This is a genomic window from Atopobium sp. oral taxon 810 str. F0209 (assembly GCF_000466405.1).
Taxonomy (GTDB): domain Bacteria; phylum Actinomycetota; class Coriobacteriia; order Coriobacteriales; family Atopobiaceae; genus Olegusella.
The window spans coordinates 33,143-47,570 of record NZ_KE952944.1; the positions used below are offsets into that span (position 1 = coordinate 33,143).

The 14,428-nt window shown below is 45.7% G+C and carries 15 protein-coding genes; 1 reads left to right on the top strand and 14 read right to left on the bottom strand.

Going from position 1 to position 14,428, the window contains the following annotated elements; translation table 11 throughout:
• Positions 1 to 83 precede the first annotated feature (83 nt).
• On the bottom strand, positions 84 to 1,778 hold the full coding sequence (gene pgi / locus HMPREF9069_RS03535; RefSeq protein WP_035438366.1) for a glucose-6-phosphate isomerase: 1,695 nt from the start codon (positions 1,776 to 1,778) through the stop codon (positions 84 to 86).
• Between the two features lie 259 nt (positions 1,779 to 2,037).
• Positions 2,038 to 2,592, bottom strand: a complete 555-nt coding sequence (locus tag HMPREF9069_RS03540) for a hypothetical protein (protein WP_035438368.1) — start codon at positions 2,590 to 2,592, stop codon at positions 2,038 to 2,040.
• Positions 2,593 to 2,748: 156 nt separating this feature from the next.
• Here HMPREF9069_RS03540 and trxA point away from each other — a divergent pair, with 156 nt between their 5' ends.
• Positions 2,749 to 3,066, top strand: coding sequence for a thioredoxin (gene trxA / locus HMPREF9069_RS03545; protein ID WP_021625779.1), 318 nt, complete (start codon positions 2,749 to 2,751; stop codon positions 3,064 to 3,066).
• Positions 3,067 to 3,241: 175 nt separating this feature from the next.
• Here trxA and HMPREF9069_RS03550 read toward each other — a convergent pair whose 3' ends face one another.
• From HMPREF9069_RS03550 to HMPREF9069_RS03605, 12 genes are all read right to left on the bottom strand, one after another.
• The gene (locus tag HMPREF9069_RS03550; RefSeq protein WP_021625780.1) at positions 3,242 to 3,889 is read right to left on the bottom strand and encodes a DUF5028 domain-containing protein; all 648 of its coding nucleotides are present in this window, start codon (positions 3,887 to 3,889) and stop codon (positions 3,242 to 3,244) included.
• Positions 3,890 to 3,894: 5 nt separating this feature from the next.
• Positions 3,895 to 4,563: an ATP-binding cassette domain-containing protein gene (locus HMPREF9069_RS03555; protein ID WP_021625781.1), complete on the bottom strand. Its 669-nt coding sequence runs from the start codon at positions 4,561 to 4,563 to the stop codon at positions 3,895 to 3,897.
• Position 4,564: 1 nt separating this feature from the next.
• On the bottom strand, positions 4,565 to 5,476 hold the full coding sequence (locus HMPREF9069_RS03560; RefSeq protein WP_156894154.1) for a hypothetical protein: 912 nt from the start codon (positions 5,474 to 5,476) through the stop codon (positions 4,565 to 4,567).
• Positions 5,407 to 6,261 carry an ABC transporter permease gene (locus HMPREF9069_RS03565; RefSeq protein WP_021625783.1) on the bottom strand — a complete coding sequence of 285 codons (855 nt, stop codon included), beginning with the start codon at positions 6,259 to 6,261 and terminating at the stop codon, positions 5,407 to 5,409. Before HMPREF9069_RS03565 ends, HMPREF9069_RS03560 begins: the two co-directional genes overlap by 70 nt.
• Complete coding sequence (locus tag HMPREF9069_RS03570; protein WP_021625784.1) at positions 6,261 to 6,953, bottom strand: hypothetical protein; 693 nt, start codon at positions 6,951 to 6,953, stop codon at positions 6,261 to 6,263. Before HMPREF9069_RS03570 ends, HMPREF9069_RS03565 begins: the two co-directional genes overlap by 1 nt.
• 106 nt (positions 6,954 to 7,059) lie before the next feature.
• Entirely contained in the window at positions 7,060 to 7,587 is a 528-nt protein-coding gene (locus HMPREF9069_RS03575) for a DUF2712 domain-containing protein (RefSeq protein ID WP_021625785.1), read from the bottom strand.
• 110 nt (positions 7,588 to 7,697) lie between these two features.
• The gene (locus HMPREF9069_RS03580; RefSeq protein WP_232204034.1) at positions 7,698 to 10,463 is read right to left on the bottom strand and encodes a helix-turn-helix transcriptional regulator; all 2,766 of its coding nucleotides are present in this window, start codon (positions 10,461 to 10,463) and stop codon (positions 7,698 to 7,700) included.
• A gap of 220 nt (positions 10,464 to 10,683) precedes the next feature.
• Positions 10,684 to 11,316: a DUF5028 domain-containing protein gene (locus tag HMPREF9069_RS03585; protein WP_021625787.1), complete on the bottom strand. Its 633-nt coding sequence runs from the start codon at positions 11,314 to 11,316 to the stop codon at positions 10,684 to 10,686.
• Between the two features lie 5 nt (positions 11,317 to 11,321).
• A complete protein-coding gene (locus HMPREF9069_RS03590) occupies positions 11,322 to 11,990 on the bottom strand; it encodes an ATP-binding cassette domain-containing protein (protein ID WP_021625788.1) in 669 nt (222 codons plus the stop codon).
• A gap of 1 nt (position 11,991) precedes the next feature.
• On the bottom strand, positions 11,992 to 12,837 hold the full coding sequence (locus HMPREF9069_RS03595) for a hypothetical protein (RefSeq protein WP_021625789.1): 846 nt from the start codon (positions 12,835 to 12,837) through the stop codon (positions 11,992 to 11,994).
• Entirely contained in the window at positions 12,834 to 13,688 is an 855-nt protein-coding gene (locus tag HMPREF9069_RS03600) for an ABC transporter permease (protein ID WP_021625790.1), read from the bottom strand. Before HMPREF9069_RS03600 ends, HMPREF9069_RS03595 begins: the two co-directional genes overlap by 4 nt.
• Positions 13,685 to 14,371: a DUF5027 family lipoprotein gene (locus HMPREF9069_RS03605; protein ID WP_035438370.1), complete on the bottom strand. Its 687-nt coding sequence runs from the start codon at positions 14,369 to 14,371 to the stop codon at positions 13,685 to 13,687. Before HMPREF9069_RS03605 ends, HMPREF9069_RS03600 begins: the two co-directional genes overlap by 4 nt.
• Between the last annotated feature and the right edge of the window lie 57 nt (positions 14,372 to 14,428).

Sequence of the window (14,428 nt, forward strand, 5' to 3'; positions counted from 1 at the left end):
GTGAACTACCTCCCATTTTTGGGCACAGGAAATGGGAGGTAGTTCACTCAAGCTGAGGCTACTTCACACCAAGTTAAAAGCACTTACTTTCTATGGGTGCGATAATAAGCAATCAGGCTTTGTGTGCTTGCATCCTGAGTCGCCAACGCCTCATCGTCATGGAAAGCGGGCGTAATCTGCTTTGCAAGCTGTTTGCCCAGCTCAACGCCCCACTGGTCATAGGAGTCAAGACCCCACACCGTACCCTCAACAAAGGTAATATGCTCGTAAAGCGCAATCAACTCACCAAGAGCATGTGGCGTCAAAGCCTCACCAAAAATAGAGGTTGTTGGACGATTACCCTCAAACACACGCGCAGGCACCATCCATTCAGCAGTGCCCTCAGCACGCACCTCATCTGCAGTCTTGCCAAAGGCTAGTGCCTTGGTCTGCGCAAGGAAATTACCCAAGAAAAGCTCGTGTACATCTTGGTCACCATCAACAACAGGATGAGCCGTATTGGCAAAAGCAATAAAGTCCGCAGGGATCTTGCGAGTTCCTTGGTGAATTAGCTGGTAGAAAGCGTGCTGGCCATTGGTACCAGGCTCACCCCAAAAAATCTCACCTGTGGCACACGTCACCGGTGTGCCGTCCCAACGTGTTGCCTTGCCATTGGACTCCATCGTAAGCTGCTGCAAATAAGCAGGGAAACGATGTAGGTACTGGCAATACGGCAACACGGCATGGCTGGTAGTTCCCCAGAAGTTGTTATACCAAACGTTCAGCAAGCCCATCAGCGCCACAACATTATTTTCAAGCGGCGTCTCTTGGAAGTAGACATCCAACTCGTTGAAACCTTCAAGGAACTGACGCCAGACATCGGGTCCCAAAGCAACAATCAACGACAGGCCCACTGCAGAACCAACCGAATAACGACCGCCGACCCAACTCCAAAAACCAAAGGCATTCTCAGGATCAATGCCAAAGTTTTCAACTAGCTCAAGATTGGTCGACACAGCAACAAAATGCTTACGAATTGCATCAGCCGCTTGCTCGTCTGATCCATCAATAGCACCCGCCTCCTGTAAGGTCTTGAGCAGCCAGGTCTTTGCCTCACGCGCATTGGTCAATGTCTCAAGCGTCGTAAACGTCTTGGACACAATGATGACCAGTGTTGTCTCAGGATCCAGACCACGAGTCTTTTCTGCCATATCATTAGGATCAATGTTTGAGACATAGCGGCAGTCAATACCCGCAGTCGCATAAGGCTTCAACGCCTCATACACCATGACCGGACCCAAATCAGAGCCGCCAATACCAATTGAGAGCACGTGCTTGATGGTCTTGCCACTCACACCACGCCACTCGCCAGAGCGGACGCGCTCAGCAAAGGCATACATGCGATTTAGCACCTCGTGCACGTCAGCAACACAATCCTGCCCATCCACCATAACCTTGCCCTTATCGGCGGCGGGGCGCCTCAAGGCTGTGTGTAGCACTGCACGATTCTCGGTAGTGTTAATTTTTTCGCCCGCATACATGGCGTCGCGACGAGCCTCTAGGGCCACCGCACGTCCAAGGTCCGCCAACAGCGACACCGTAGTATCGTCAATCAAATTTTTCGACAGATCAAAATGCAAATCCGAAGTATCAAAGGAGAGTTTTTGAACGCGTTGAGGATCCTCGGTAAAAGCTTGCTTTAGGTTAAAACCATCAGCAACCATCTTGTCGTGATGTTCCTGAAGTGCTTGCCATGCGGGAGTTTGGGTCGCATCAATAGGTGCGGAAATTGCTGCCATAGCTACTCCTTTTCCTGCCGCAGGATCTGCCTGCGGCATACAGTGCTACCTATGCATAGCCTACCACCGTATCACCCAATTTTTGACCTGGGCGCCCCAGTTGTCAGAGAATCTTATGCAAATGAAATTGTTCAGCGGAGTTTGGGATTCAACCAATGAAACAATTCAGCGGAGTTTGGGCTGCAGCCAATGAAATAGTTCAGAAAATCGCATTCACGCCCACATGTCGCTAGGGCCGCTATGGCTCGTATCGCCATGCCTAATATGGCTCACCCAGCGGTGGAACTCGCTTGAGGCAGGCCCATGCCCACTGTTTGCGTTGTGGATCTTCCAGCGACTTTGCAAAACCGCCCAAGTTTAACACCCGCATACCCAACACGCGTACAACCAGACCAGCCTTAAGCAGTGCCGCGTCCAACTCTTCAACTTCCGCCAGCTGATTCACATAAGCAGAACGCACAACGTCCGCTGCAACTTCATCAAGCGCCACCAGCGTTGTAGGCTCCAGTGCTGCCACTGCCTCACGAAAAAGCTCTGACTGCATAACACTGCCATCTGCACGCAGCACTGATAACGCAGTCCAATCCTCAGGCGCATAACCCAGCGCCGCAAATGCCTGTCGCAACGCCTTACCATCGGCACCAGCCAGCAGCTCGCCGCCCGCACGTTCCTCAGGTGATAGGTCACCCTTCACCAGCAGCAGCGATGAAAAAGCATTGCCGCTCATTACCACGCCACGCCCCGCCAGCGACGCAAGTTCCGCTTGCGTCTTGGCAAGGTATGCCTTACGCCGACTTGATTGACTGGCAACCACGAACGTCCGCCGCCTTTCCTTCGTATTCTTCACAAACAATTCTACATGAGCGATTGCGGCGTAAGAAATTGGGTATACGTCAAAGCAAGGAAATAAGCGCGCCTAAAACTGGCGCATCCCGTATTGTATGCGGTACTTTCACGAGAGGAACCAACCATGGCAAGCAAGCAGCTCACCACTAGCAACTTTAACGATATTAAGTCCAGCGACAAACCCGTCCTTGTAGACTTTTGGGCATCTTGGTGTGGCCCCTGCCGCGCAATGGGTCCTGTTGTCGAGCAAGTTTCCGACGAGATGGCCGATAAACTCAATGTGTATAAGTGCAATGTTGACGAAGAACCTGCGCTTGCTCAGCAGTTCGGCATCGTCTCTATCCCCACCTTAATTCTCTTTAAGGGTGGCGAGGTGGCCCAGCAGTTTGTTGGCTCCATGCCCAAATCTTCCCTTATCAGCCAAATTGAGGCCAACCTCTAAGGGTTCGTGCAGAAGCTCAATTCAGTCATTAGGCAGTACAAACAAAAAGCCAATTCACTCCAAGGTGGATTGGCTTTGAGCATATAAAGTGACACGACAAGCGATTTGCTAAGTTTATGCCGTCTCCTTTTAGATGCGGGAAAAGGGTGGTATAGCACTTCTAACCAATATTTACCTAGACATGTATATCAACAACCATGCGTTGGGGTTTTGTTGCCAAAAGATAGTAAAATTCCTTTTCCTTAACCGTTGCAAATTCGGAGTCCATTTTTTCAGCTGGACCAAAAAACTCTTGCCCCTCATCACGAATTAAATAAAAAGGTAAATACGTGATATAAGAAGTGCCCGTTCTTACACCAATTCCCGTATAATTCTTACCTGCCATTTTGGTCTCACGATGTTCCCAAAGCTCGCTGTCTGTGCGATAGAATGTATTTTTGTCGGGCTTCCCTACTACCCATGAAGAAATATAGTTGAAGTTACCACCGTCTTTTTTGCCAGAATTCTTAAACTCCACCTCAAGTACAACTCTTGTATTGGGTACGTCTCCACCTTCAACACTTGTCACACCATCGCGAGAATAACGCTGCAGATATTCGTTAGCAGACATAATTTGTGCCTTTTTGACTGTAAGAGAATAGCCGTTGGTATCCTCACTAATATCATCAATAAAGGCTCCGTTTAGTTTTACTTCTTCATTCATCGAAAACGTTTGCTCTGGAGTCTCAATACGTGTGGCATTAACCCACCAGATACGTATGCCTATAAGAGTAGTCACCACAATTAAGGCAGCTAGTACAAAAGGAGTTCTTTTTTTGCTCATAGTGTTTAGCTCCTCGCAAGGTGGGTGGCAGGCTCAAGCTTTTCATAACCATCAATATGGCCTTCTGCAAGGTAGTAGATTTGATCGGAGAGCTCACGCAGTATTGATGCGTCGTGACAAGAGATGACACAGGTTGCACCACGCTCACGTTCACGGGCAATTATGCGTTTGAACATAGCCACACCATCAGAATCTAGCGCATTGGTAGGCTCATCTAACAAGAGTAGGTCTGGACGCTCCATTATTGCAGCAGCAATACCTAGGCGCTGTTTCATACCCAAGGAATATTTGCGAAACTTACGCTTATCATCTGGGTCAAGGCCCACCTCTTTAATGACTTGTCGCAGATCGTCTTCTTGTAGCAAGTCCTTAATGGAAGCCAAGATACGTAGGTTTTCTAGACCTGTGCGGTCATTAAGAAATGCTGGGTTTTCAATAAGTACACCCACGCTTGGAGGAAAGGATATATCACGCCAGAGGCGTTTTCCATCAATATCTATCGTTCCTGAGTTTAGGCGTATAAGTCCTGCCACTGCTCTCATAAGCATTGTTTTACCTGATCCGTTAACTCCAGCCAAACCAGTCACACATCCAGAAGGCATGCTCATTGAGATATTGCTAAGGATAGTCACACCATGGATTGTTTTATTCAAATTATTAATTTCTACTGACATATCAAGCTTCTTTCTCGAGGATGTCTGTCTTTGTAAGGAAATAGCCCCCAATAACCACAGAGGCCACTATCGCTATCAATCCAAGGCAGGTGCTCCATAGGGGTGATACGCCATCCGCAACATACACAGTGCTCCGAATTGCCATCAAAGAATTGCCCAATAAAAAATGATTTCCCGAAAAGGCTGACACAAAAAGAATGCTAATCGTTACTACATAGCCCCACAGCGGACGAAAAAGCAGTGATATCGCAAGCTGCAGCATGCAGAGTGCACAGAGCACCACGGGCACCACATAAAGAAATGACATGATATCGTAACTGGTAACATCGAAGTTTATTACGCTATCAAATCTAAGTAATAAAGCTGATGTATCTGTTGCAATAAAAGAATGATCACATCCAATAATCAGCGCAAAAAATGTTGTCAATACAAATCCAATAAGGCAATAAATGCAAACATAAACAATTATCCAGGCACACTTTGCAAGCCACCACGACCAGCGTGAGCCGCTTGCAATCATCATGGTTTTGCCCGAACCCATAAGATCATGATAGGGATACCACAGGGTGATATATGCTAACAAAAGAATGGGGGCAAACCAGCTAATAGGCAGCGTAAATGGTGTTGAGCTTGTCGGATCGTAGGCAAGCCCACCCGCAGTAAGATTAAAATAGTAATCTCCTAAGGTAAATTGAGCTGCTATGCCTTCTGCTCGTAGATTTAGTGTGCTTAAATAAAATGCAACCGGAAGAATAAGAAAAACCCCTGCTGCAACTAACCACCATGCTAACGAGCGGCGCCAACCCTCCCTGATATCTAGCATAAAGAATTTAAAAAACCTGCTCATAATACATCTCTCTTTAATTTTAATAGTGAAGGCACCAGCGATAGAATTAAAAGAAGCAACATCCAAATGCCTACTATGGTGAGACTGTGTGTAGCGTCTCTTTCGAATGCCCGTATGAGCTGCGGCAACCCAAATTCAGGATGAGCCACTCCACTAGCAATCAGATATAAGCGATCAGAAATAAAATCGGAAAGAATGGCTGCGAGATATGTGCCTGAAATGAGCGCGACGCGATTGCGAATAAGAAAAGATAGCCCGAGCACGGCTACTGCCCACAAGCCGCACATACAAAATGCAATAGCCGAATAAAGCACGCAATATAACAGCGGATTTGTATAAAAAATTTCTGACCAGAGGGCAGAGGTGTAGACACCTGTATAAATAACATTTTCAATCGAAGGAGTATATGTTGGGACAAAGCAGGCAAGTACTATAAGATTGATCGTAGACGGAATGAGGGCAACAAGACCGCCTGAGATAAAGGCTGCAATATACTTTGCAACAAAATATTTTACGCGACTTACACGTGAAAACACTTGGTTTGCGTATCCAAATTCGAGCTCCTGACGCATCGAGCAGGCATAAGGAATTGCTGCAAGCAGAAGCACCAACTGATAAAACAAACCCTCAAACGGAACCACATTATGCACTGACATCCAAAAGGCATAACAGCTATCCCAATTCGTTGGACCCCAGCTCGTTGGAGAAAGCTGCTTTGGAATCATGTCGAAATGGGTTTGAATACCAGGAATTGCGCTTAACAGAGCCAAGACAATGCCTACAGCAAGAACGGCATAGTATAGTCTATTGCGAAAAGCGCGTGATAACTCCATTTTTAGCAAGCGAATCATTACTTGTCATCTTTCTCTGTACTCAGGGAGATGTGGTGGTACATCTCTGACCCAGCAACACCAATAGTGAGCTCGGCTGGCTGGTCTGAAGGATCGGTGTCCAGATAAAACCCTAAAACCATTGTCTTTTCTTCACCTGGATCTAATCTGAAGTGAAGGTATTCTGGCTGTCCAAGTGTATAAGCTGAGTTATTAAAGTAGGAAACATCCGATCCCAAATTGTATTTAAAGACACTGCTATGAAATGTATCATCGTCGCTATGAAAAGGCTTCGCATCGATATTTTTTAGTCTAAAGGTAATAAGTGCAAATCCATATGTCTTAAACTCAGCCGATAACTCATGGTACTCTCCAACGGCAAGACCCGCATCTTTTGGAGAATCAAACAATTCGTACTTATCAACCGTAACTTGCATCGTTCCAGACCATGGATAAAACACGCCATATGAATCGCCTGATGATGTCTTTTTTAGATCTTTTTTGGAGTCAAGGGTAATTGTTGTGTGCATTGCTCCATGCATACGCTTATTTTCACTCTGTTCAAATTCCTTGGCCTCTTGGTGAGCTTGTCTTAAAAGTGCATACTGATAGGTAAGCCAAGCTCCATATATCAACACGGATCCTATGGTAAAAGCTACAAGCAACTTTAAGGCACGTTTCTCACTTTTTGTGATTTGAGCTATCCTTGCCACAATAACTCTCCCTCAAACAACTCTTTCAAAGTCGATAAAGACACCCGGAAACGTAATGCATAACCTCAGTGATTCATAATTTTATTCCTAGTTTTTTAACAAGAAGCTAGTTCATCGATGGATATGAATACATGCTGTCAGGACTCCAAACACCCGATACGGTTACCTTAGATCCCCTAACAAACCAACCTCTCAGACGTGCGTAGTCATATCCACTTTCTTTCACGTTGTTGTGTATGCACCACTGCCCTTTCTTCAGTATGGGCGCATAGCCGCCAACAGTCATGTTTTTCCATGAGCCTGTTTTGCTTTTGGCTCCGTCTACATACATCCTTGCCGTGCCGTTGTAATTTGAGTTATTTAAATATGCGATGTTTACATACGTGGGACTTGTGTCGTCTTTTTTCCGCCCCGGCGTGCTTTGCCCACGATTAAATGCCGATAACTCGAATGCATAGTATTCGTCGTCTGTTATACGCCTCAATAAGATTTTTGTCTCGGGGGGCGTTGTAAGAGGATTAACATCATCTTCATTGATTGGATGTGCGAACGCGGGACTAACTGGAACGCACATGAGTAATACCGCTACCGCCACAGCCCATTTCCAACAACAGCGCTTTCTACCTTGTTGCATGCCTCTTCCTCTCTTCAAAGTCTCCGGGTGCCTGTACTAAGGCAGATTGTTGTGCGATAGCACGTGTAGCGCTAGTCAACAGGGGTACCAGAGTTGGAAGAACGGGCTGTTTACATGCCTAAACCATGTGAAACAAAGTCAACAAGCTTATCTCTACTTGAGATGCCAAGAATTTTGTAGCCACTTGAACGCGCCGCGCTAATACTAGAAGAGGAATATCCCAGGTGAGAAGCGATTTCTCTTGTTGTACGTCCGCGAATTACGCCAAGTAACGACTGGGCTTGAATTTCGCTGAGTCCTCGGGATGCAAAAAGATAAAGAATACGCTCGTCCAGTGACTGAGGCAGTTTATCGGTCAGCTCATAGCTAGAAATCCTGCCAGATATCTGTACGTAGCAGAAGATGGCTGCGGCACACGCCAACACCGATCCCATGCCCGAGCAAAACAAAAAAATCTGCCTTAGGATGGTGGGGCCACCCAACCATTCAAAGTAGTATGAATTTGCTATCAGCAAGGTTGCATACTTATCAACTGCAATTGAGCCAAAAACTGCTCCAACGCCAAAACAAATAAGACAAACCGACGCGATATGCCGCACAGACGATAATCCATTTACTGGAGATAGCTCTTCTAAAATGGAGGACAGCCACGGATAGTGCACGAATACGGCCGCAACCACCATGGGACACCAAGCAAAAATGATATAGGGGCATATATTCCAAATGCCTTGCTGCGCTATCAGTAGCATCCCGCTCACACAGACGATACTTACAGGAATCAGAAGGCGTGCTATACGGTGTTTTATCAGTATAAATCCCGACAGGAATACCAACGTTGCTATAAATGGAACAAACGCAGGGAGCGCGCACAGCAGCGTGTGAATTCTCCACGACTCCTCAAAAACGAAACCAAGTGCACAGGCGAGTAGGCAGAGCGATATTCGCTCGGCAGCACCTATAGTAGCCACGTGCATCGCACCAGTTTGTAGCTGAGACATCCGTTGGGAGCACTCCCCTTTTAGCTCATATGTATTTCCATCACTCACTATCCACGTAGTATCGACTACAAATAAAGCCGTAAAAGCCGCTGACACAGCAATCGCAATAAGCCAAGTAATGTCTCCAAATAACGAAAAGGCCATCATCCCCGCTGCAACAGCAATAGCCTGTATAAATTCACATGCACGACTTGTGTGAATTGCTGCTCTGATACATAAAAAAATACATGAAGTGAGACTGAAATACGCGAGTAGATACCCTAGGGCAGCAAAGTCCAACAACCCGTCATCCTTTACGCGTATATAAGTTTGGGTGTACTTTACACATATGCCAACCATAAAAACGATGCCTACAACCAATAAAAATTTTTCTATACCACTAAAGGCTACAGCGTCCTCTTCATCTTTTTCTTCTGTCTGATGAAACTCTGCATACAAACGCAGAGCGCCGCATACAACAAAGGCAAGAGCAACGCCAAGTACGATATGGCGACCTGAGCCCCAGAGCTGATTGGTGGCGCCTATGGGTAATAAGAGTAAATAAATAAGTGAAATAGGTCCACAAAGCTCAAGGCATCTCGGGAGATGTAGCCAACTTGGCAAACTTAGCCGCTGCATCCATTCCAGTTGCCCAGACAGCCCCCACTCACCTTGAGAAACATCTGCCAAAGAATCGATGTTTTGAAAACTGTGGTTCTCATTAGCCTGAGGCTCTTCCTCACTACGAGCGCTTGTACTATCATCTGCCCAATTAAGTTGCGACATGAGTTCCTGACCATCAACAACGCCAAGTTTTTTGTAGGAACGTCGGAGATAGGTACGGACTGTTGACGCACTGATGCCTAGTTCTTCGGCAGAGTCTGCAGATGTCTTTCCTTTAAGCATCAACTCAACTGCCGCCGTTTCGCGGTCACTGAGATCTGCTTCAACACACAACGTTCTCAGCTCAGCAAGCTTTTTCTTCAGCTGGTTATCTTCAGTGGGGGCTATGGAATCTTTTTTCATACCCCAAAGCGATAAGGCAAGCAGTATCAAAAGGAGAGCAAGGAGCATACAAGCGATAACGCCCACCGCAAACATACTTACAACTCGTGTCACGACATTCCATATAAAGAGTCCGCAGGCAAAAAGTCCCATATAGACAGCGCGTTGTGTTGCCAGCTTGTCTGCCTGTAAAAAACCTTCTTCCAGAGCATGTGCCTTTGCAATCATTTCTTCTTTTGTAGGTATCCGCTCTGCAGCAGTTGTTTGTATTTTCGCGGACTCGCCATCAGTTCCGGAGTCTTCTTCACAAGCTATATCGTCAATCTGTGGGGTACCACAATAAAGCAGCACAAGCGTTGCAACAAGCACGATACCTGTGGAAATAAGGTTATACCCAAGTGATAGATGTTCTGGAAAAATTTGCGAGACTGATTGACAAAATCCTGCAAGCAGAAGTAAAGAAAACCCATAGCGGACTGTCAAATCTTCTTCTTGAATTGCCTTATCAGCATAAGTTTGGGCACGTGCAGCAAAGCTCATGGTGCAAAGGGCACCAGAAATTATGATGAGTGTCTGGGGCAGGAGTTCCCATACCCAATACAGCTCACCCATAAACGGAAGCTCTATAAATCCTGTAGAATATATCGCAAAAAACAGTGCGGTATATGTCGTTACGACATATCCAGAGACAAGTAAAACTACATCTCCATGAGCCACTGTAAAAAAGTCTGTTTGTGCGATTTTGTTATAGAACACTGCGCCTGCAATGATGCCCATTGCAAGGTAGGCAAATATGCCAGGATATCCCAGTCCATCTCCCTGCCAAAGCCGTGTAGTAAGCAGAGTTTCAGCCATGAGGGCTCCCCATGCGATATCGGGTTGCCGCCTTCTCATGTGCATCCTTCCGCCTTCTCACGACTATCCGCGTATAACCTTACACCAAAGAACTGGAGACAACTGCACAGTAGACGTTGCGGGCATAATGGACGGCGCAACAATATATGCGTCGTCCATTGTGCTGGCCTTCAATTAATAGGATGTTGGCATAAAGATCAGAGCGATCTAATCGCTTGCACGTCAGAGTTCACCCTCTCTTTATAAAAAAGAAGTATCCTTAAACATGCACATTAACCCTCATCTGCTGAGGTTTTGTCGCAATCAGGTAGTCGAATTCCTTTTCATTAATGGTTGCATAGGTAGAAGCCTTCTCCTTATAAGGGGAAAGAAAAGGAGGGTTAGTCAGCATATAGAACGGTATGAAAGTGGTATATGTAGTGCCATCCTTTATCGATACTGCCGCGTAGTTCCCGCCAATTTTGGTTTCACGATGCTCCCAAAGCTCCGTATCCGTACGATAGTAGGTATTACGACTAGGCTTACCTGTTACCCAGGAACTGATGATATTAAATGCTCCCGTGCTTCCCGAATTGCGGAACTCAACTTCAAGAACAACTCGCGTATTCGGTGTATCCCCACCCTCGACACTCTTCACATCATCGCGAGAATAACGCTGCAGATATTCGTTAGCAGACATAATTTGTGCCTTTTTGACAACGAGCGAATACCCATTTGTGTCCTCACTGATATCATCAAGAAATGCACCGTCTAGTTTTATCTCTTGGTTCATGGGAAAAGATTGCACAGGAGTCTCGATGCGATGCGCGTTTATCCACCAAATGCGCACTCCTATCAGCGCAGTTACCACAATTAAGCTAGCCACAAATAGCGGGATTCTTTTCTTACTCATAGCAGTCAGCTCCTCTGTAGATTGTTAACAGAGGTCAATTCTTCATAGCCATCAATATGACCCTCCGCGAGGTAGTAAATACTGTCTGAAACTTCCCGCAACACAGAAGCATCGTGGCAAGAAACTATGCATGTTGCACCTCTTGCGCGAGCCTTAGCGAGAATATGTTTGAACAGGACAACACCATCAGAATCAAGGGCATTTGTTGGCTCATCCAAAAGCAGTAGGTTTGGCTGTTCCATCGTTGCAGCCGCTATTCCTAAGCGCTGTTTCATCCCGAGAGAATATTTCCGAAACTTGCGTTTATCATCTGGCTCAAGTCCAACCTCCTCGAGAGCTTGGCGAAGGGCGTTCTCTTGCACAATTCCTTTTATAGACGCCAAGATCTGCAGGTTTTCCAAGCCAGTGCGATCGTCCAAAAAGGCAGGATTCTCAATCAACAGCCCAACACTTGGCGGGAAGGAAATATCACGCCATAAACGATTCCCATCTATATCTATCGTTCCAGAGTTTGGACGTATAAGCCCAGCTACTGCTCTCATGAGCATTGTTTTACCTGATCCGTTAACTCCAGCCAAACCAGTCACACATCCAGAAGGCATGCTCATTGAGATATTGCTAAGGATAGTCACACCATGGATTGTTTTATTCAAATTATTAATTTCTACTGACATATCAAGCTTCTTTCTCGAGGATGTCTGTCTTTGTAAGGAAATAGCCCCCAAGAAAAATTGAAAGCAGCGTGATTGCTACACCCAAACCAAGGCTCCATTCGGAGGTGATCCCATGCGCAGCAAAGGCTGTACTGCGAATGGCCATCAAATTGCTGCCCAAAAGGAGGGGGTGCTCTATAAAAGCAGAGATAAACAAAATGCTCACCGTTGTCACGTAACCCCAGAGGGGTCGTGCTACTAAAGAAATCGTAAGCTGTAACAAACATAAGGCACAAATACCTATGGGTACCGTACGTAAAAATGACACAATATTATAGCTTGCAAGGTCAACGTTAACAGCATCTTGGAAACGCAATAACATCGCAGCTAAAAATGTTGCGTGTAAAGATTTATCGCATCTTGCAATAAGGGCAAACACAACGGTTACTACCAGCGCAATCAGGCAATAGCTCACAACACAGACAATTATCCAAGCACATTTTGCAAGCCACCACGCCCATCTTGACCCGCTCGCGATCATCATTGCTTTACCTGAACCCATTAGGTCACGGTAGGGATACCATAAGGTGATATAAGCCAACAACAATAAAGGTACAAACCAACTGATAGGAAGCTTAAACGGAGTAGAACTGAGAGAATTAAAGGCATTCCCCCCTGCAACAAGATTAAAAAAATAGTCCCCCATAGTAAGCTGCGAAGCAAGATTTTCATCACCAGCTGTTGCAGCATTCCAAAAGAAAGAAAATGCCAAAAAGAAAACTGCTATTGCAGATAGTAGCCACCAGAGCCACGTACGTCGTAGACCTTCCCTGACATCAAGCAAGAAAAATTTTGCAAACCTGCTCACAATACATCATCCCCAAGTCTGAACATGGGGAGGGCAAGAGATACTACAAGCAAAGTAAATGCCCAAACGCCCATAACAAAGAACGTGTGAGAGAGGTTTACCTCGCATGCCCTCATCAGTTCTATTAAGCTAAATTCTGGAAATACAACATAGCCCAGCATTACATATATACGCGTGGATACAAAGCCCGATAAAAGCGCAACAAGATAGGAACCAGAAACTAGCGCGACACGATTATGTACAACAAAAGACAACCCAAGTACTGCCACAGCCCATAGCCCACAAAGGCAAAAAGCCACAAGCGAATATAGAACAACATAGAGCAATGGATTGGTATAAAAAAGATGTGACCAAGGCATTTCAGGATAGACGCCAGTATACAAAAGCTGCTCAACCGAGGGTACATATGCGGGAACAAAGCACGCAAGCGTTACAAAATTCACTGTAGAGGGAATAAGGGTGACACATCCCCCCGAAACAAAAGTTGCAAGATATTTTGCTATGAAATACTTGCTGCGTGGAGTACGGGAAAATATGTGGTTTGCATAGCCAAAGTCAAGCTCTTGGCGCATGGAGCATGCATAAGGAATAGTAGCGAGCAGTGGAGCAAGCTGATAGAGCAGCCCCTCAAAGGGCACCACATCATCAAGAGACATCCAATAAACGTAGCAGCCATCCATGGATGTTGCTCCCCACTCCGTAGGGGAAGCCTCTTTCATAAGTAACATTTCGTGACGCTGAATTCCATACAGGGCACTTATTAATGCCAGAGCAACAACGATAAAGAGAGCTACGTAATACTTTCTATTGCAAAATGCACGGGAGAACTCAATCTTGAGAAGCTGACTCATTTCTTATCACCTTCCGCCTCTTCAACAAGCGGAATGTGATACTGCACTGCAGAGCCATCAATACCAATCACAAACTCTGAAGAATTCTCATCAGAGTCTGGATCAAGATAAAATCCCAACTCTATCTGTTTTTCTTCACCAATTCCCAGCTCATAATTTAAATATTCATGCTCAGAATGTGCGTGTGTCGCAAGGTTAAAGTAATCTATTTCACTAGTCGCGTTATGGTGAAATACAGATACACTATACCCATCGTGATTGCCCAAGATTCCACTAGGAGTAGCGCTCACGTTCTTGAGGGTAAACGTTACAAGTGCAAATTTACTTTTTTTGTCATTTGTTGGTGTAACCCCATATTCACCAACCTTGAGTCCAGCCTCTTTAGGACTATCAAATACCTTGTATGAATCTACAGTCGCCTGCATTACGCCAGACCAGTCGTAATACACACCCATTGGATCTCCGTCTGGGATATCCACCACGTCTTTTTTAGAATCTAAAGTCAGAGTCTGATGCATGGACCCCTTAAATCTTTTATCCCTCTTAAATTCTTTTACTATCTGATCAGACTGCCTGGCTAGAACATATTGGTAGGAAAGCCACCCACCATAAGCTATGGCAGCTATGCCAATAAGTACCGCAAGCAATCTGATGGTTCGCATTTCGCTTTTTTTAATATTCACCAGCAGCTCCTTCTAACATGAAAAACTAGGCATGCATGAGAGAAGCATTGCCAGCGC